This window comes from Pantoea sp. ICBG 828 (genome assembly GCF_002928355.1).
GTDB classification, from domain to species: Bacteria; Pseudomonadota; Gammaproteobacteria; order Enterobacterales; family Enterobacteriaceae; genus Pantoea; species Pantoea dispersa.
The window spans coordinates 414,361-430,994 of the sequence record NZ_POWN01000004.1 but is presented as its reverse complement, the minus strand read 5'-3'; the positions used below and the strand labels follow the sequence as shown (position 1 = coordinate 430,994).

Genomic DNA, 16,634 nt, shown 5'->3' with positions numbered 1-16,634 from the left:
CTCCAGGCCGGTTTCATCTGCCAGAGGCACAGTGAAAACGCGCTGAGTCGTTATTTGCCGCCCGTGCGAAAAACAGCTCTGCCGAACTCTTTTCAGACTTGCGCCAACAAATCAGTGAGATAGACGCTCTTCCAGTGGTAGCCTTGCATGCCGTAAATTGATTTTTGCGACAGCAAATCAACCTGACGTTGATGTTCAACGCCCTCAATAATCACGCCGCGACATAATTGATTGAGGTGGTCGAGCAGAATGTCGAAAGTGCGATCTTCGCCAAATTGCCAAAAAAATTTTTTATCAATCTTGACGATGTCGAATATTCCGCTATCGAGCATGGTCAGGTTGGAATAACCCGGACCAAAGTCATCGAGCCATAACGGGGCCGGCGTGATTTTGGCTACGCCTTTCAGGATCAGCAGGTCGGCACTATTAAAACGTGCGGTGAAGAAGGCAGAGATTTCCAGCCGTAATCGCGTCAGCGCGGCCAGTTTTCTTTGTATTTCAGCATCTTTAAAAATGCCTGAAACAATATCTCTGTCTACATTAACGCTGATGACCTGCTCAAACCCCGCATGGTAAAGCTGAATAAGTTTTTCGACCTGGTGGAGGAATAACTGCCATTTTTCGTCAGCAGAAAGCCGACTGAAGAACCCTGCATCCCTGTCAGGGTTACGCTTATTATTGGTATCTGCATCATCTGCGAAACGCGTCAACAATTCCCATGCCACCACTTCACCGGAAATAGCGTGAACCGGCTCCAGCATCAGAATGTAGTCGGATTTGCAGCGCATTTTACGATCCTTACACTGGCTGATAGCGCGTTAAACCGTCAGCTTTTCTCATGTGATTCGTAAGGGAAACATCGATAAAACTTAACACCTTAACTGAAGGTTAACTTACAACTTACATTTTGAAAAATAGATTTCAGTGAACAACAGCGTGAACTTTAATCGTTTAAACCAATCAATAAAGCTTCATTTTCACTGCATGTTTCATATAAAGATCAGATAATTCTTAGATTTCAGATTTCGCTTATCGGCCCTGACAAAAAAATAAAACCCATACTCAACTGATTAATAAGCAATAAATTATACAGCATTGGTATAAATTCTGGCTTTGTCCTTAAGATGAGATAATGCACTGCTTAAAGCGGGATTCCAGAAAGCGTCAAAAAACCGGCGGCCTGCACATCGCTAACCCACCGCCTTATGCTTAAATTTTTATTATAGATAGACAGAAACTCATAAAAGAAAGATTGGTCATTTGCGGGCAGGTGCAACACTAAGCCACAGATTTAAAAAACGATTTTTTTGCTGCCGATGCGCTTTCGCTGCTGAATTAAGCAGATAGCTTTTGTTAATAAACGGTTTGAATTTGCTGTTTCGGCCGGGATAATTTCAGAGTGATAGCGATCACGAATTGAATAAATGGCAGGATGGATTGTCAGGGAAGGTGATAATAACGGGCTCCAGCCGGAGCCCGTTGCGGGAAATACACTTACTCGTCTTCGAGATAGGTATAGCCGTAAAGCCCACTCTCAAACTCTTCAAGGAACTGCGCCCGCAGCTCTTCGTCAATATCCTGCTGCTGTTTTACCTGATCGCGGAATAACGTCATCAGATCGTTAGGATTGAGCTGCACGTATTGCAGCATATCCGCCACGGTATCACCTTCATCAGACAGCTGCACTTCTACACTGCCATCCGGGAAGGCGAAGACGTCAACCGCTTCGGTATCGCCAAACAGGTTGTGCATATTGCCGAGGATTTCCTGATACGCCCCGACCATGAAGAAGCCCAGCATCGGTGGATTATCTACATCGTACTCAGGCATTGGCATGGTGGTGGCAATACCGTCGCCGTCAACGTAGTGATCAATAGTGCCATCGGAATCACAGGTGATATCCAGCAGTACCGCACGCCGCTGCGGAGTTTTGTTCAGCCCTTCCAGCGGCAGCACCGGGAACAGCTGATCGATGCCCCACGCATCCGGCATCGACTGGAACAGCGAGAAGTTGACGTAAATCTTGTCCGCCATGCGCTCCTGCAGCTCATCAATGATGGGCCGATGGGCGCGGTTGCTCGGGTCAAGGTGCTGCTGGATATAGTGGCAGATGCTGAGATACAGCTGCTCTGCCCAGGCGCGCTGACCGAGATCATAGGTGCCTGACGAATAGCCGGTATGGATGTCGAACAGGTCCATCTGGCTGTCATGCAGCCATTCGCGCAGCGAACGGCGTACGCTCGGCTCGTGCATCTCCTGCCAGGTATCCCACAGGCTCTGAATCGGGCGCGGTGAGTCGGCATCCGGTGCGACCGGCGTACTGAATTCATTGCGCTCAACGCCGATGATGTTGGAGACCAGCACGGTATGATGCGCGGTCACCGCACGCCCCGATTCCGTAATCACGGTCGGATGCTCCAGACCGTGCTCTTCACAGGCGTCGCCGATGGCCCAGATCACGTTATTGGCGTATTCGTTCAGGCCGTAGTTGACTGAGCAGTCTGACTGCGAACGTGTGCCTTCGTAGTCAACCCCAAGCCCGCCGCCGACGTCAAAGCACTTGATGTTGACGCCCAGCTTCGCCAGCTCAACATAGAAGCGCGCCGATTCACGTACGCCGGTGGCGATATCGCGAATATTGGACATCTGCGAGCCGAGGTGGAAATGCAGCAGCTGCAGGCTGTCGAGACGACCCGCTTTGCGCATGATATCGACCAGCTGCAGCACCTGCGATGCCGCCAGACCAAATTTGGATTTCTCGCCGCCGCTCGACTGCCACTTACCGGAGCCCTGCGATGCCAGACGGGCGCGAATGCCGAGACGCGGCACCACGTTTAGCCGCTCGGCTTCTTCCAGCACCAGGCGCACTTCGGTCATCTTCTCAATCACCAGATAGACTTTATGGCCGAGCTTTTCACCAATCAGCGCCAGACGGATATATTCGCGGTCTTTGTAGCCGTTACACACAATCACCGAGCGGGTTTTCCCGGCGTGCGCCAGCACCGCCATCAGCTCAGCTTTGGAACCCGCCTCCAGCCCCAGCGGCTCGCCGGAGTTGACCAGCGATTCAATCACGCGCTTATGCTGGTTAACTTTGATCGGGTAAACCAGGAAGTAGTCGCCCTTATAGCCGTAGGATTCACGCGCGCGTTTAAAGGCGGCATTAATCGAACGCAGACGGTGCTGCAGAATTTGCGGGAAGCAGAACAGCGCAGGCAGGCGCTGGCCGTCGGCCTCGCGCTCTTTAACCAGCTTCGCCAGGTCAACGCGCACCTCCGGCTGATCCGGATCCGGGCAGACGCTGATGTGGCCGAGTTCGTTGACGTCGTAATAGTTGTTTCCCCACCAGGCAATGTTGTAGGTGCGCAGCATTCTGCTTGCGTCCTGATCGTTCATCGCCACCTCCTGCATCGAGCGGAGTACACCCTGTTCGCCAGCTGACGAACCCTTGATATTCTTCATGTCGTCAGACATCACGAACCTCAATTTTCCGTTGAAATATGAAAAAGTTGCCGGATTTTGCTGCTACTGCGCCGGATGGAAATTTCCTCATTCTGCTTATCTTGCCTCAGCAGGTTACCGTGCGCCTTACTGAGGTTAAGTGTAAAACACCGTGCCGGAAGCGGTGCACAACGGGGCAAAATCGTCCCGCATCACCTCACCACAGGCGAGTGAAACACAGCAGAGAAACTGGGGGAATAGCTTAGCCGGCGCTCGTGTCGGGATAATTACCGCAGCGCAGAAAACTTCGACGAGAGAAAAGAGCAGAACTGGAAATGGAAAGGCGTGCCAGCGCGCCAGAACGGCGCCGTGAACCGAAGAGAGCGAAAATGTGGTTCATTGTTTTTATCACCTCCAGCGCCTGCTAACAGCATGCGGAAACGGAGTGGATGAAAATCAGATCAACAGCCTCTGACAGCGCGACGCACGGGGGCGTCATCCATGGGACAACTGCGGCGTTTTATACAGTCTGACGCGGCAAAATGCAAAATCTTTGTCGGCGCGCTGCGGCGGGTGTCAGGAAAATATTCCAGTTGATCTGTAGCGATAAATGCGGATGGCGAAAAAGCACTGGAAAAACGCGCACTGAGTGACCTAAAATAGCCGTCCAGATGGTTTTCCATCTAAACTGATTAACATCCAGGCGGTGTGAGCCTGGTACGCTGACACTTCCTACTGCTTGCGGCTTTGCCTGAAGGGGCGTCGAGCTGGCATCATCCCGCTTACGCTATGCAGTCGAATTCAAACCATTTGCAAGGTAAAGAACAGAATGGCTAAACACCTTTTTACATCCGAGTCCGTATCAGAAGGACATCCTGATAAAATCGCCGATCAGATTTCCGATGCCGTGCTGGACGCCATCCTTGAACAGGATCCCAAAGCACGTGTCGCCTGCGAAACCTACGTAAAAACCGGTATGGTGCTGGTTGGCGGTGAGATCACCACCAGCGCCTGGGTCGATATCGAAGAGATCACCCGTAATACCGTACGTGAAATCGGCTATGTTCATTCCGATATGGGCTTTGATGCTAACTCCTGTGCGGTGCTGAGCGCGATTGGTAAACAGTCGCCGGACATCAACCAGGGCGTAGACCGTACCGATCCGCTGGAACAGGGCGCGGGCGACCAGGGCCTGATGTTTGGTTACGCCACCAATGAAACCGACGTGCTGATGCCGGCACCGGTGACCTACGCGCACCGTCTGGTGCAGCGTCAGGCTGAAGTGCGTAAAAACGGTACGCTGCCATGGCTGCGCCCGGATGCCAAAAGCCAGATTACCTTCCAGTACGACGGCGGCAGGATCGTCGGTATCGATGCGGTAGTGCTGTCAACTCAGCATTCAGAAGAGATTTCACAGGCCGATCTGCGTGAAGCGGTGATGGAAGAGATCATCAAGCCGGTACTGCCGACCGAGTGGATCAACGCCAGCACCAAATACCACATCAACCCAACCGGTCGTTTCGTGATCGGCGGCCCGATGGGCGACTGCGGCCTGACCGGTCGTAAAATCATCGTCGATACCTATGGCGGCATGGCTCGTCACGGCGGTGGCGCGTTCTCCGGCAAGGATCCGTCGAAAGTTGACCGTTCAGCGGCTTACGCTGCGCGCTACGTGGCGAAAAATATCGTTGCCGCTGGCCTGGCCGATCGCTGCGAAATCCAGGTTTCTTACGCGATTGGTGTGGCAGAACCGACCTCAATCATGGTGGAAACCTTCGGTACCGAGAAAGTTTCAACCGAACAGCTGACGCTACTGGTGCGTGAATTCTTCGACCTGCGTCCATACGGTCTGATTCAGATGATGGATCTGCTGAAGCCAATCTACAAAGAAACCGCTGCCTACGGTCACTTTGGTCGTGAACACTTCCCGTGGGAACAGACCGACAAAGCCGCCCAGCTGCGCGAGGCCGCAGGCCTGTAATCAACGCGGGTGCGGGCAACGGCTCTCACCCCGAACTTCTCTTACGGGAGAAGGTAAAATCGAGCCCGCGCAAGCGGGCTTTTTATAACAGCAAACTTTTATTTTAATACGCTGAATGCACTACTTTTCCGTACACTCTCTGGAAGACTATTAAAAAGCTATTTTTTTAGGTTTATAGTCAACTCACCCATATGCAATGAATAATAAACACTCCCAACATTTATAAAAACCGGATAGTCTTTTAACAAGCATCTTTTTTCGCTTTTTATTTCCTCAAAACAAATGTAATCCTCATCACTTTCGCCAGAGAAATCCTTTTCAGAAAACGATAAAGATTTATATCCGCTGTTAAAATTCACCACGAATATGGATTTTAAATCGTGTTGCTGCGGGTTCGGTAGCTGATCAATCATTGGCTTAAGTTTATTCATCCACCAATTCTCAAGTGCTTTACCTGATGCGGGGGGATGCTGAACAACGACCATTAATGCGCCATTTCCCGGAAAAAAATCTTTGATTACGGGGTGATAGAAAGTCTCTATCCAAAAATATTTTGAGAAAAAGACGGCACCCAGTGTCAATATGACCATTGTGGCTTTAGCTGTTTTAAACATGATAACTCTGGTTTCTCATCCAAAGTGAAATTGGCATGATGTATTGATGATTGTAAGTCCGCTATTTCAGGTCGCCATGAATGGCGACCCTACATCTGAGCGGGTTACTTTTTGTAGGGTGCGCATTTATGCGCACCTGGATTGCGTGCAAATTTTTAATTGGGAAATGCACTCCTGCACCTGGATAACAGGAAAATTTATGTTTTATAAACTGCAATTTACACGTGGCGTACCCTTATCCCCTGCAACACCATCAACCTGAAGAAATAAGCTACTCATTATTCGATTTCCCTTTCCGAAAGAAATTGTTCCTGGCACCGATAGTATCATAAATGAACAATAACCACTCAAATAAAGTGGTTATTTGCTATGTCTCCGAACCAATCCAACGCGCCTCTGCACCATCACACTTTTTGTCTACAGCACCGCAGGCGCATTTTTCAGCGCTGTCTACACTGTTAGCACTGCGCTTACAACAAAGTGTTAACGATTACATTTTGAAATCCTTTTAATATCTTCAATTTAGAGATTTTTCAGCGTAGTAACGGTGATGAAAATGCGTTATTTTCAGCGTCGTCTGATAGCCGATATTTATAGTGATGTCAGAAACTTAAAGGGTGCTATACCTTACTGGTTATGTGACTGATTCGGGCAAAAAATGCTGGATTACAGGGTTTCAGCGTGTGTAACCGATTACATCGATGTGATCGCACTCACTTTTTCCCGCAGGCAGCTTACTTAACATTGATAAAAACAAAGATGGATAAACTTCGGAGGCAATATGCCAGGTAATACTCACAAAAGCAGAACCTCAAACAAGGCGATGACCCTGTTTGTCTGCTTTCTGGCCGCTCTGGCGGGCCTGCTGTTCGGTCTGGATATCGGCGTTATCGCCGGTGCCCTGCCCTTCATCGCGAAAGATTTCAACGTTACCGCACATCAGCAGGAGTGGATCGTCAGCTCAATGATGTTCGGTGCTGCGGTCGGTGCTGTGGGCAGCGGCTGGATGTCTTCGCGTCTCGGCCGTAAAAAGAGCCTGATGGCCGGTGCCATCCTGTTCGTTATCGGTTCACTGTGGTCGGCGATGGCGCCAAACCCGGAAATGCTGATTGCCGCACGCGTGGTGCTCGGCCTTGCCGTCGGCGTTGCCTCTTATACCGCCCCGCTGTATCTCTCGGAAATCGCACCAGAGAAGATCCGCGGCAGTATGATTTCCCTGTATCAGCTGATGATCACCATCGGTATTCTCGGCGCTTACCTGTCTGACACCGCGTTCAGTGCCTCGGGCGACTGGCGCTGGATGCTGGGCATCATCACTATTCCGGCGGTGCTGCTGCTGGTTGGCGTGGTGTTCCTGCCAAACAGCCCGCGCTGGCTGGCGGCGAAAGGTGACTTCCGCGATGCACAGCGCGTGCTGGACCGCCTGCGTGACACCAGCGAGCAGGCGAAACGCGAGCTGGATGAGATCCGCGAAAGCCTGAAGATCAAACAGTCCGGCTGGCAGCTGTTCCAGAGCAACAGCAACTTCCGCCGCGCGGTGTTCCTCGGCGTGCTGTTGCAGGTAATGCAGCAGTTCACCGGCATGAACGTCATCATGTACTACGCACCGAAAATCTTCGAAATCGCCGGCTTCGCCAATACCACGCAGCAAATGTGGGGCACCGTGATCGTGGGTCTGGTGAACGTGCTGGCGACCTTTATCGCTATCGGTCTGGTGGATCGCTGGGGCCGTAAACCCACGCTGGTGCTGGGCTTCCTGGTGATGGCGGCCGGCATGGGCATCCTCGGTACCATGCTGCACATTGGCATTAACTCTGCCGGTGAGCAGTACTTTGCCATCGCCATGCTGCTGATGTTCATTGTTGGCTTCGCGATGTCAGCCGGTCCGCTGATTTGGGTACTGTGTTCTGAAATCCAGCCGCTGAAAGGGCGTGATTTTGGTATCACCGTCTCTACCGCGACCAACTGGATTGCCAACATGATCGTTGGTGCCACCTTCCTGACCATGCTGAACTCGCTGGGCAACGCGCCGACTTTCTGGGTCTACGCCGCGCTGAACGTGTTCTTTATTCTGCTGACGGTCGCGCTGATTCCGGAGACCAAAAACGTCTCGCTGGAGCACATCGAGCGCAACCTGATGTCGGGCAAAAAACTGCGCGATATCGGCCAGCAGTAAGGCCAGATGCGTTAACCAGGGCTGCCGCAGGGCGGCCCTTTTTTTATCTGCCGCCTGTGCGCATGCAGTTGCGTACCCCGCGGCAACGCCTTATGCTGCCGCACATGAAAACGCCACGTCTGCCCATCGCCCTGCAACAAGCCGTCATGCGCTCGCTGCGCCATTTTTTGCAGCTGGCTCAGCAAAAACTCGAACGTCATTTCGAAGAGCCGACGCTGGTTTATCAGCAGCGCGGCACGGCCGCAGGCACCGCTTGGCTGGAGCAGTGGCAAATTCGCCTCAACCCGGTGCTGCTGCTGGAAAACCAGCAGGCTTTTATCGATGAAGTGGTGCCGCATGAGCTGGCGCATCTGCTGGTGTGGAAAACCTTCGGCCGCGTACCGCCGCACGGCAAAGAGTGGAAGTGGATGATGGAGGACGTGCTGGGCGTGCCCGCCCGCCGCACCCACCAGTTCGCCATCACTTCGGTGCGCAGCAATACCTTCCCCTATCGCTGTCGCTGCCAGCAACATCAGCTGACGGTACGCCGCCATAACCGCGTGGTGCGTGGTGAGAGCGAATATCGCTGCGTGCATTGCGGTACCCTGCTGCAACCCGGTGAATACGCAGCGGATTAGTCCGCGATTCTCATTCCCCGCGCCCGGCCATTCTGTTACCCTGCCGCCCTTTTTCGGTACCAGGTTATTTTTTGGAATATGTCTCGCAAAACGCTGTTATTACTCTCTCTGCTGGTCGCGCCGCTCAGCGCGTACAGCCTCAGTCTCACCCATTACAACCAGAACAATTTTCAGCAGGCGAAAGTGGTCGCGGCAAAGATCAACGCGGATGCGCCGGCGGATTTTTACTGCGGCTGCAAAATCAGCTGGCACGGTAAAAAAGGCGTGCCGGATCTGAGCAGCTGCGGCTATAGCGTGCGCAAGAACGCCAACCGCGCGGAACGCATCGAGTGGGAACACGTCATGCCGGCGTGGGAGTTTGGTCATCAGCGTCAGTGCTGGCAAAACGGCGGACGCAAAAACTGCAGCAAAGACGCAGACTACCGCCGCATCGAAAGCGATCTGCACAACCTGCAGCCAGCTATCGGCGAAGTGAACGGTGACCGCAATAACTTCCAGTACAGCCAGTGGAACGGTGGCGAGCAGCAGTACGGTCAGTGCAGCATGAAGATCGATTTTAAGCAGAAGCGCGCCGAGCCTCCCGAGCGCGCGCGCGGCGCCATCGCCCGCACCTACTTCTATATGCGCGACCAGTATCATCTGCGCCTGTCACGCCAGCAAACCCAGCTGTTCACCGCGTGGAACAAGCAGTATCCGGTCACGCCGTGGGAGTGCGAACGCGACCAGCGCATCGCCGCGGTGCAGGGAAATCACAATTCCTGGGTACAGCAGGCTTGCCAGCGCTGAAAGCGCTACCCTACACTAGCTTTTTTCGATTGGGCCGCATCGCGCGATGCGGCATAACGCCGGCAGGAACCGCATGCGCATACCCCGCATTTATCACCCCGAAGCTCTAACCGTTAACAGTGAAGTTCTGCTTGATGAGGATGCCGCCAACCACGTCGGCCGCGTGTTGCGCATGAGCGCCGGACAGCAGATCGAGCTGTTTGATGGCAGTAATCTGACTTTTAGCGCCGAAATCACCCAGGCCGACAAAAAGCGTGTAAAAGTAAAGGTCCTTGCCAGCCAGCCTGACGATCGCGAATCCCCGCTGCACTTACACCTCGGTCAGGTGATGTCGCGCGGTGAAAAAATGGAATTCACTATCCAGAAATCGATCGAACTGGGCGTGAATGTGATTACGCCCTTGTTTTCTGAACGCTGTGGCGTAAAGCTGGATGCCGAACGCCTGGCGAAAAAGATTCAGCAGTGGCAAAAAATTGCCATCGCCGCCTGCGAGCAGTGCGGTCGTAATCGCGTGCCGGAAATCCGCGCTGCGATGACGCTCGAAGCCTGGTGCGCCGAAGCGGATGACGGCCTGAAGCTCAACCTGCATCCGCGCGCCAGCCACAGCATCAATACGCTGCCGCAGCCGGTTGAACGCGTACGGCTGCTGATTGGCCCGGAAGGCGGCCTGTCGGCAGAGGAAATTGCCATGACGGCGCAGCACGGCTTTACCGATATCCTGCTCGGTCCGCGCGTTTTGCGCACCGAAACCACGGCGCTTACCGCCATCACGGCACTTCAGGTGAGGTTTGGTGACCTCGGTTAAGGGATACTTTCAGCCCGAAGACACACGCAGATAACTGACCAGCACAACGCTTTCGCACGGAACGGGGTGGCTGAATTCCCCTTTGAGGAGAGAATAATGATTAAGCTTGGCATCGTTATGGACCCGATTTCGTCCATCAACATTAAAAAAGACTCCAGCTTCGCCATGTTGCTGGAAGCACAGCGCCGCGGTTATGAAATTCACTACATGGAGATGGGCGATCTGTCGCTGCGCGGTGGCGTGACTTACGCGCGCACCCGGCTGCTGAGCGTCGAGCAGAACTATGATCAGTGGTACACGTTTGGCAGCGAGCAGACTATCCCGCTGGCCGATCTTAACGTGGTGCTGATGCGTAAAGACCCGCCGTTTGATACCGAGTTCATTTACGCCACTTATCTGCTGGAGCGCGCGGAAGAGCAAGGCACGCTGATCGTTAACAAACCGCAGAGCCTGCGTGACTGCAACGAAAAACTCTACACCGCCTGGTTTGCCGACCTGACGCCAGACACGCTGGTGACGCGCAACAAAGAGCAGCTGCGCGCGTTCTGGCAGGAGCATGGCGATGTGATCTTCAAGCCGCTCGACGGCATGGGCGGCGCGTCGATTTTCCGCATCAAAAAAGATGATGCCAACTTCGGCGTGATCACCGAAACGCTGACCAACCACGGTCAGTTCTTCTGCATGGCGCAAAATTATCTGCCGGCGATCAAAGACGGTGATAAACGCGTGCTGGTGGTCGATGGTGAACCGGTGCCATACTGCCTGGCACGCATTCCGCAGGGCGGCGAAACCCGTGGCAACCTCGCCGCCGGTGGCCGCGGCGAAGCCCGTCCGCTGAGCGACAGCGACTGGGAAATTGCCCGCCGCGTAGGTCCGACATTGAAAGCCAAAGGGCTGATTTTTGTCGGCCTCGATATTATCGGTGATAAACTGACAGAAGTTAACGTCACCAGCCCAACCTGCATCCGCGAAATCGAGGCGGCGTTCCCGGTCTCCATCACCGGCATGCTGATGGACGCGATTGAAAAACGTTTGGGCTGAGGATGCCGCAGGAGTGAGAGCTCCGTGAACCACCCAAAGCCGGTGCAGCCGTTCAGCACCGGCTATTTTTGGTAAACGAGTGAGAATGAATTTACAGCACCATTTCTTGATTGCGATGCCGTCGCTGCAGGACCCTTTCTTCAAACGCTCGGTGGTGTATATCTGCGAGCATAACGAAGAGGGTGCCATGGGTTTGATCGTTAACAAGCCGATGGACAACCTGACGGTCGAAGGCATCCTGAAAAAACTTAAAATCAGCCCATCAGAACGCGATCCTGCCATCAAACTGGACAAACCGGTGTTTGCCGGTGGTCCGCTGGCGGAAGATCGTGGCTTTATTCTGCACTCGGCCCAGCGCGTGTTCTCCTCCAGTATCCGCATTTCTGACAATACGGTGATCACCACTTCGCGCGATGTGCTGGAAGCAATCGGCACGCGTGAACAGCCAGAGAACGTGCTGGTAGCACTGGGTTATTGCGCGTGGGAGAAGGATCAGCTGGAAAATGAGCTGCTGGAGAATGCCTGGCTGACCACGCCGGCCAATACGCAAATCCTGTTCCAGACGCCGATTGCCGAACGCTGGCGTGAAGCCGCGCGCAGCATGGGTGTGGACATCCACAACATGACCAGCGATGCAGGGCACGCCTGATGGCCAGTGAAACGCTGCTCGGCTTTGACTTCGGCACCAAAAGCATCGGCGTTGCCATCGGGCAACAGCTGACCGGCACTGCGCGTCCGCTTACCGCGCTGAAAGCGCAGGACGGCACACCGGACTGGGAGCTGATTGGTAAGCTGCTGAAAGAGTGGCAGCCGGATTACGTGGTGGTTGGCCTGCCACTCAACATGGACGGCAGCGAACAGCCGCTGACTGCGCGCGCACGCAAGTTTGCTAACCGGCTGCACGGCCGCTTCGGCGTGCGTGTGGAGCTGCAGGATGAGCGCCTGAGCACCGTTGAAGCGCGTGCCGATCTGTTCGAACGCGGCGGCTATCGCGCGCTACAGAAAGGCCATATTGATTCGCAGTCCGCAGTGATTATCCTGCAGGACTGGTTCGAGACGCATTAAATCAGCCCGAATGCGGCCGCGCGGTTTCGCGCCGCCGTGTCGGTGGTTCTCAGGGCACGTCGCCGCTCAAATTAATCCCGCCTCACGCCGGGCCTGCTCGCTCTGGGCGAAAGTCTGCATCCCTGCCTGCGCGCCGGTCTGCAACACACCGGGCAGCTGATGCATTTTGCCTTCGCGGATCAGGTTAGCGACCGCCGGCGTCGCCACCAGCACTTCAAACAGGCCAATGCGGCCGCCGGCTTTGGCAGCGACTAAACGCTGCGCCAGCACCGCTTTCAGGCTGCCGGCCAGCTGCGTGCGCACGAGGTTTTTCTCCTCGGCCGGAAACACATCCACCAGCCGGTCCACCGCCTGCGTCGCGCCGCGCGTATGCAGCGTGGCCAGCACCAGATGGCCGGTCTCGGCAGCGGTCAGCGCCAGCCGGATGGTTTCGCTGTCGCGCAGCTCACCCAGCAGGATCACATCCGGGTCTTCACGCAGCGCCGCTTTTAATCCGAGCTGAAACGAAGCGCAGTGCGCGCCGATTTCGCGCTGCTGAATCAGCGAACGCTGGCTGTGGTGGACGAACTCGATCGGATCTTCCAGCGTGATAATGTGACGCGCCTGCTGACGATTGAGGCTATCCACCAGCGCCGCCAGCGTGGTGGATTTGCCGCTGCCGGTCGCGCCGGTGATGAGGATAAGCCCTTCCTCCTGCTGCAGCAGCGAGCGCACCACGTCCGGCAGCTGCAGGCGCGCTATATCCGGTGGCTGACTGGCAATCAGCCGCAGCGCCAGCGCCAGTCCGTGACGCTGGCGGAACAGATTGGCGCGCAGCCGGCTGCCGTTGCCGAGCGTGATGGCGAAATCGACGTGACCGCTGCCGGCTAACTCGCTGCGCTGCGCGGCGCTAAGCCACTGCTCGCTAAAGGCCTGCAGCCAGCGCTCAGGCAAGCTGTGCTGTTGCGGTATTGGCTCCAGCACGCCCTGCCGGCGCCAGTGCGGTAAATGTCCGCTGCAAAGGTGCAGATCGGCCGCATTATGCTTTACACTAAGCGCCACAACGTCATCCAAATCCATTTAACTTCTCCTGACTATGACTTCCATTGAGCACAACTTACAGCAAGTGCGCGAGCGGATCGCTGCTGCCGCCGCGCGTTGCGGCCGCGCGCCAGAAGAAATTACGCTGCTTGCAGTGAGCAAAACCAAACCTGCGAGCGCTATCGCAGAAGCCATTGCCGCCGGACAGCGCGCCTTCGGTGAAAATTACGTGCAGGAAGGGGTTGAAAAAGTTGCCGAACTGGCCGCACATCCTGATCTGCAATGGCACTTTATCGGGCCGCTACAATCCAATAAAAGCCGTCTGGTGGCGGAAAACTTTGCCTGGTGCCATACCGTTGACCGTCTGCGTATCGCGCAGCGGCTGAACGATCAGCGTCCGGCCGCGCTGCCGCCGCTCAACGTGTTAATTCAGGTAAATATCAGTGACGAGCACAGCAAATCTGGCATCATGCTGGAGGCCGTCGCCGGGCTGGCGCAACAGATTGCCGCCCTGCCGCGTTTGCGCCTGCGTGGACTGATGGCAATTCCGGCGCCCGAGCAGGATTACGCGCGCCAGCTGGCGGTGTGCCAGCAGATGGCCAGCGCGTTTCGTGCCTTGCAACAGGACTATCCTGGCGTCGATACGCTTTCTCTGGGAATGAGCGACGATATGGATGCGGCGATTGCCGCAGGCAGTACGATGGTGCGCATCGGCACCGCGGTATTTGGCGCGCGGGATTATGCACGCCCTTCACAACAATAATTGAGGAACCTCATGTTAACACTGACGTTTTTAGTCAAAACGCTGATTGATCTGTACGTGATGGTGCTGCTGCTGCGCATCTGGATGCAGTGGTCACGCTGTGACTTTTACAATCCGCTGGCGCAGTTTGTCGTGAAGATCACCCAGCCGATTGTTAAACCGCTGCGCCGCATTTTGCCGGCGCTGGGACCGATTGACACCGCGTCGCTGCTGCTGGCATTCGTGCTGACCACGCTGAAATATCCGATTCTGCTGCTGATTCAGGTCGGGGTGTTCTCCGTCGATCCGACCAACCTGCTGGTGGGGCTGCTGTCACTGGTCAAATCCGCCGGCTATCTGGTGTTCTGGGTGATCATCATTCGCTCGCTGATGAGCTGGATCAGCCAGGGACGCGGTGCGATGGACTATGTGCTGATCCAGCTGACCGAACCGCTGATGGCACCGATTCGCCGTATCCTGCCGGCGATGGGCGGCATCGATTTCTCGGCGATGATCGTGATTCTGGTGCTGTATGCGCTGAACTTCCTCGGTATGGACCTGTTCCCGGGTCTCTGGTACCTGCTGTAATTCGTTAATCTGGAACTGTTATGCAAAAAGTTGTGCTCGCCACCGGTAATCCGGGCAAAGTACGTGAACTGGCCGATCTGTTAGCGGCCTTCGGCCTGGATATCGTGGCGCAAACCGAGCTGGGCGTAGAGTCTGCCGAAGAGACCGGGCTGACCTTTATCGAAAACGCCATCCTGAAAGCGCGTCACGCGGCGCAGATCACCGGCCTGCCGGCGATTGCTGATGACTCCGGGCTGGCGGTCGATGCGCTGGGCGGCGCGCCGGGCATTTACTCGGCGCGCTATGCCGGCGTTGATGCCAGCGACCAGCAGAATCTCGACAAACTGCTGCAGGCACTGGAGCAGGTGCCGGACGGCGAGCGCCAGGCACAGTTCCACTGCGTGCTGGTGTACGTGCGTCACGCCGCCGACCCGACGCCGCTGGTGTTCCACGGCAGCTGGGCCGGAGAGATTATCCGCGCGGCCGCCGGTGAAGGCGGCTTCGGTTATGATCCGATCTTCTACGTGCCGGCGCTGGGTAAAACCGCGGCCGAGCTGAGCAAGGATGAAAAGCGTGCCGTGTCGCACCGGGGTAAAGCATTGACGCTGCTGCTGGAAGCGATGCGCAATGCCTGAGTTACCACCGTTAAGCCTTTATATCCACATCCCGTGGTGCGTGCAGAAATGTCCGTACTGCGACTTCAACTCGCACGCGCTCAAAGGCGAAGTGCCGCACAGCGAGTATGTACAGCATCTGCTCAACGATCTTGACCAGGATCTGCCGCTGACCGCCGGGCGCGAAGTGCGCACCATCTTTATCGGCGGCGGCACGCCCAGCCTGCTGAGCAGCGAAGCGATGCAGCAGTTGATGGATGGCGTGCGCGCGCGCCTGCCGCTGGCGGCGGACGCCGAAATCACCATGGAAGCCAATCCGGGCACGGTGGAAGCCGATCGCTTCAGCGGCTATCAGCGGGCGGGCATTAACCGGATTTCGATTGGCGTGCAGAGTTTCAGTCCGCAAAAGCTGACGCGCCTGGGTCGCATCCACGGTCCGGACGAGGCGGTCCGCGCAGCACAGCTGGCGGCCGGTCTCGGCCTGCGCAGCTTTAACCTCGACCTGATGCACGGCCTGCCGGATCAGTCGCTGGAAGAGGCGCTGGACGATTTGCGCCAGGCGATTGCCCTCAACCCGCCGCATCTGTCGTGGTATCAGCTGACCATTGAGCCCAACACACTGTTTGGTTCACGCCCGCCGGTATTGCCGGATGACGATGCGCTGTGGGATATCTTTGAGCAGGGTCATCAGCTGCTGAGCGCCGCAGGCTATCAGCAGTATGAAACCTCGGCCTACGCCAAACCGGGCTATCGCTGCGAGCATAACCTGAACTACTGGCGCTTCGGTGATTACCTCGGCATCGGCTGTGGCGCGCACGGCAAGCTGACGCAGCCGGACGGGCGCATCGTGCGCACGGTGAAAACCCGTCATCCGCGCGGTTTTATGAAGGGCAACTATCTGGATAAGCAGCATGATGTGCCGGACGAGGACAAGCCGTTCGAGTTCTTTATGAATCGTTTCCGCCTGCTGGAAGCCGCGCCGCGCGCCGACTTTCAGCGCTACACCGGGCTGGACGAGGCAGTGATTCGCCCGCAGATCGACGCAGCCATTGCCGCCGGTTATGTGCAGGAACAGCCAGAGCACTGGCAGATCACCGAAAAAGGCAAACTGTTCCTCAATTCGCTGCTGGAGCTGTTCATGTAAATTCAGCGGAGAAGGCGCGCA

Annotated in this window: 16 protein-coding genes; 12 read left to right on the top strand and 4 right to left on the bottom strand. The window is 55.6% G+C overall.

Features of this window, described 5'->3' with window-relative positions; translation table 11 throughout:
• Positions 1-92 precede the first annotated feature (92 nt).
• Both C1Y43_RS12435 and speA read right to left on the bottom strand, forming a co-directional pair.
• On the bottom strand, positions 93-788 hold the full coding sequence (locus tag C1Y43_RS12435; protein WP_058776232.1) for an EAL domain-containing protein: 696 nt from the start codon (positions 786-788) through the stop codon (positions 93-95).
• Positions 789-1,494: 706 nt separating this feature from the next.
• On the bottom strand, positions 1,495-3,474 hold the full coding sequence (gene speA / locus C1Y43_RS12430) for a biosynthetic arginine decarboxylase (protein ID WP_071813582.1): 1,980 nt from the start codon (positions 3,472-3,474) through the stop codon (positions 1,495-1,497).
• 796 nt (positions 3,475-4,270) lie between these two features.
• Here speA and metK point away from each other — a divergent pair.
• The gene (metK, locus tag C1Y43_RS12425) at positions 4,271-5,422 is read left to right on the top strand and encodes a methionine adenosyltransferase (protein WP_058771539.1); all 1,152 of its coding nucleotides are present in this window, start codon (positions 4,271-4,273) and stop codon (positions 5,420-5,422) included.
• Between the two features lie 158 nt (positions 5,423-5,580).
• Here metK and C1Y43_RS12420 read toward each other — a convergent pair whose 3' ends face one another.
• Positions 5,581-6,036, bottom strand: coding sequence for a DUF943 family protein (locus tag C1Y43_RS12420; protein ID WP_104188381.1), 456 nt, complete (start codon positions 6,034-6,036; stop codon positions 5,581-5,583).
• 781 nt (positions 6,037-6,817) lie between these two features.
• Between C1Y43_RS12420 and C1Y43_RS12415 the strand changes: the two genes are divergently transcribed.
• The 7 genes from C1Y43_RS12415 to ruvX all read left to right on the top strand — a co-directional run bounded on the left by C1Y43_RS12415 (position 6,818) and on the right by ruvX (position 12,526).
• Positions 6,818-8,212 carry a sugar porter family MFS transporter gene (locus C1Y43_RS12415; RefSeq protein ID WP_031279461.1) on the top strand — a complete coding sequence of 465 codons (1,395 nt, stop codon included), beginning with the start codon at positions 6,818-6,820 and terminating at the stop codon, positions 8,210-8,212.
• Between the two features lie 104 nt (positions 8,213-8,316).
• A complete protein-coding gene (locus tag C1Y43_RS12410; protein WP_088517903.1) occupies positions 8,317-8,829 on the top strand; it encodes a SprT family zinc-dependent metalloprotease in 513 nt (170 codons plus the stop codon).
• A 78-nt stretch (positions 8,830-8,907) separates the two neighbouring features.
• On the top strand, positions 8,908-9,615 hold the full coding sequence (endA, locus tag C1Y43_RS12405; protein ID WP_058757110.1) for a deoxyribonuclease I: 708 nt from the start codon (positions 8,908-8,910) through the stop codon (positions 9,613-9,615).
• A 73-nt stretch (positions 9,616-9,688) separates the two neighbouring features.
• Positions 9,689-10,420, top strand: a complete 732-nt coding sequence (gene rsmE, locus C1Y43_RS12400) for a 16S rRNA (uracil(1498)-N(3))-methyltransferase (RefSeq protein WP_021506632.1) — start codon at positions 9,689-9,691, stop codon at positions 10,418-10,420.
• Between the two features lie 96 nt (positions 10,421-10,516).
• The gene (gene gshB / locus C1Y43_RS12395) at positions 10,517-11,461 is read left to right on the top strand and encodes a glutathione synthase (RefSeq protein ID WP_021506631.1); all 945 of its coding nucleotides are present in this window, start codon (positions 10,517-10,519) and stop codon (positions 11,459-11,461) included.
• Between the two features lie 85 nt (positions 11,462-11,546).
• A complete protein-coding gene (locus C1Y43_RS12390) occupies positions 11,547-12,110 on the top strand; it encodes a YqgE/AlgH family protein (protein WP_021506630.1) in 564 nt (187 codons plus the stop codon).
• Positions 12,110-12,526 (top strand): Holliday junction resolvase RuvX, encoded by a 417-nt coding sequence (ruvX, locus tag C1Y43_RS12385; protein WP_058757113.1) that lies wholly within the window; start codon positions 12,110-12,112, stop codon positions 12,524-12,526. The genes C1Y43_RS12390 and ruvX overlap by 1 nt, the downstream gene beginning before the upstream one ends.
• 66 nt (positions 12,527-12,592) lie before the next feature.
• Here the strand turns inward: ruvX and C1Y43_RS12380 are convergent, their stop codons facing one another.
• Positions 12,593-13,585: a type IV pilus twitching motility protein PilT gene (locus C1Y43_RS12380; RefSeq protein ID WP_058776230.1), complete on the bottom strand. Its 993-nt coding sequence runs from the start codon at positions 13,583-13,585 to the stop codon at positions 12,593-12,595.
• A 16-nt stretch (positions 13,586-13,601) separates the two neighbouring features.
• Here C1Y43_RS12380 and C1Y43_RS12375 point away from each other — a divergent pair, with 16 nt between their 5' ends.
• From C1Y43_RS12375 to hemW, 4 genes are read left to right on the top strand one after another with little or no spacing between them, the layout of a single operon-like run.
• A complete protein-coding gene (locus tag C1Y43_RS12375; protein ID WP_021506627.1) occupies positions 13,602-14,309 on the top strand; it encodes a YggS family pyridoxal phosphate-dependent enzyme in 708 nt (235 codons plus the stop codon).
• 12 nt (positions 14,310-14,321) lie between these two features.
• Positions 14,322-14,876, top strand: coding sequence for a YggT family protein (locus C1Y43_RS12370; RefSeq protein ID WP_021506626.1), 555 nt, complete (start codon positions 14,322-14,324; stop codon positions 14,874-14,876).
• A 20-nt stretch (positions 14,877-14,896) separates the two neighbouring features.
• Positions 14,897-15,490 carry an XTP/dITP diphosphatase gene (locus tag C1Y43_RS12365; protein WP_058776229.1) on the top strand — a complete coding sequence of 198 codons (594 nt, stop codon included), beginning with the start codon at positions 14,897-14,899 and terminating at the stop codon, positions 15,488-15,490.
• Positions 15,483-16,613 carry a radical SAM family heme chaperone HemW gene (hemW, locus tag C1Y43_RS12360; protein ID WP_058757116.1) on the top strand — a complete coding sequence of 377 codons (1,131 nt, stop codon included), beginning with the start codon at positions 15,483-15,485 and terminating at the stop codon, positions 16,611-16,613. Before C1Y43_RS12365 ends, hemW begins: the two co-directional genes overlap by 8 nt.
• The last annotated feature ends 21 nt before the right edge of the window (positions 16,614-16,634 follow it).

Excerpts from the sequence above, each read along its gene's own strand:
- C1Y43_RS12390 (WP_021506630.1), top strand. The coding sequence starts at position 11,547 with ATGAATTTACAGCACCATTTCTTGATTGCGATGCCGTCGCTGCAGGAC.
- C1Y43_RS12435 (WP_058776232.1), bottom strand. The coding sequence starts at position 788 with ATGCGCTGCAAATCCGACTACATTCTGATGCTGGAGCCGGTTCACGCT.
- C1Y43_RS12420 (WP_104188381.1), bottom strand. The coding sequence starts at position 6,036 with ATGTTTAAAACAGCTAAAGCCACAATGGTCATATTGACACTGGGTGCC.
- rsmE (WP_021506632.1), top strand. The coding sequence starts at position 9,689 with ATGCGCATACCCCGCATTTATCACCCCGAAGCTCTAACCGTTAACAGT.
- gshB (WP_021506631.1), top strand. The coding sequence starts at position 10,517 with ATGATTAAGCTTGGCATCGTTATGGACCCGATTTCGTCCATCAACATT.
- C1Y43_RS12375 (WP_021506627.1), top strand. The coding sequence starts at position 13,602 with ATGACTTCCATTGAGCACAACTTACAGCAAGTGCGCGAGCGGATCGCT.
- C1Y43_RS12365 (WP_058776229.1), top strand. The coding sequence starts at position 14,897 with ATGCAAAAAGTTGTGCTCGCCACCGGTAATCCGGGCAAAGTACGTGAA.
- metK (WP_058771539.1), top strand. The coding sequence starts at position 4,271 with ATGGCTAAACACCTTTTTACATCCGAGTCCGTATCAGAAGGACATCCT.
- endA (WP_058757110.1), top strand. The coding sequence starts at position 8,908 with ATGTCTCGCAAAACGCTGTTATTACTCTCTCTGCTGGTCGCGCCGCTC.
- C1Y43_RS12410 (WP_088517903.1), top strand. The coding sequence starts at position 8,317 with ATGAAAACGCCACGTCTGCCCATCGCCCTGCAACAAGCCGTCATGCGC.
- speA (WP_071813582.1), bottom strand. The coding sequence starts at position 3,474 with ATGTCTGACGACATGAAGAATATCAAGGGTTCGTCAGCTGGCGAACAG.
- C1Y43_RS12370 (WP_021506626.1), top strand. The coding sequence starts at position 14,322 with ATGTTAACACTGACGTTTTTAGTCAAAACGCTGATTGATCTGTACGTG.
- ruvX (WP_058757113.1), top strand. The coding sequence starts at position 12,110 with ATGGCCAGTGAAACGCTGCTCGGCTTTGACTTCGGCACCAAAAGCATC.
- C1Y43_RS12415 (WP_031279461.1), top strand. The coding sequence starts at position 6,818 with ATGCCAGGTAATACTCACAAAAGCAGAACCTCAAACAAGGCGATGACC.
- hemW (WP_058757116.1), top strand. The coding sequence starts at position 15,483 with ATGCCTGAGTTACCACCGTTAAGCCTTTATATCCACATCCCGTGGTGC.
- C1Y43_RS12380 (WP_058776230.1), bottom strand. The coding sequence starts at position 13,585 with ATGGATTTGGATGACGTTGTGGCGCTTAGTGTAAAGCATAATGCGGCC.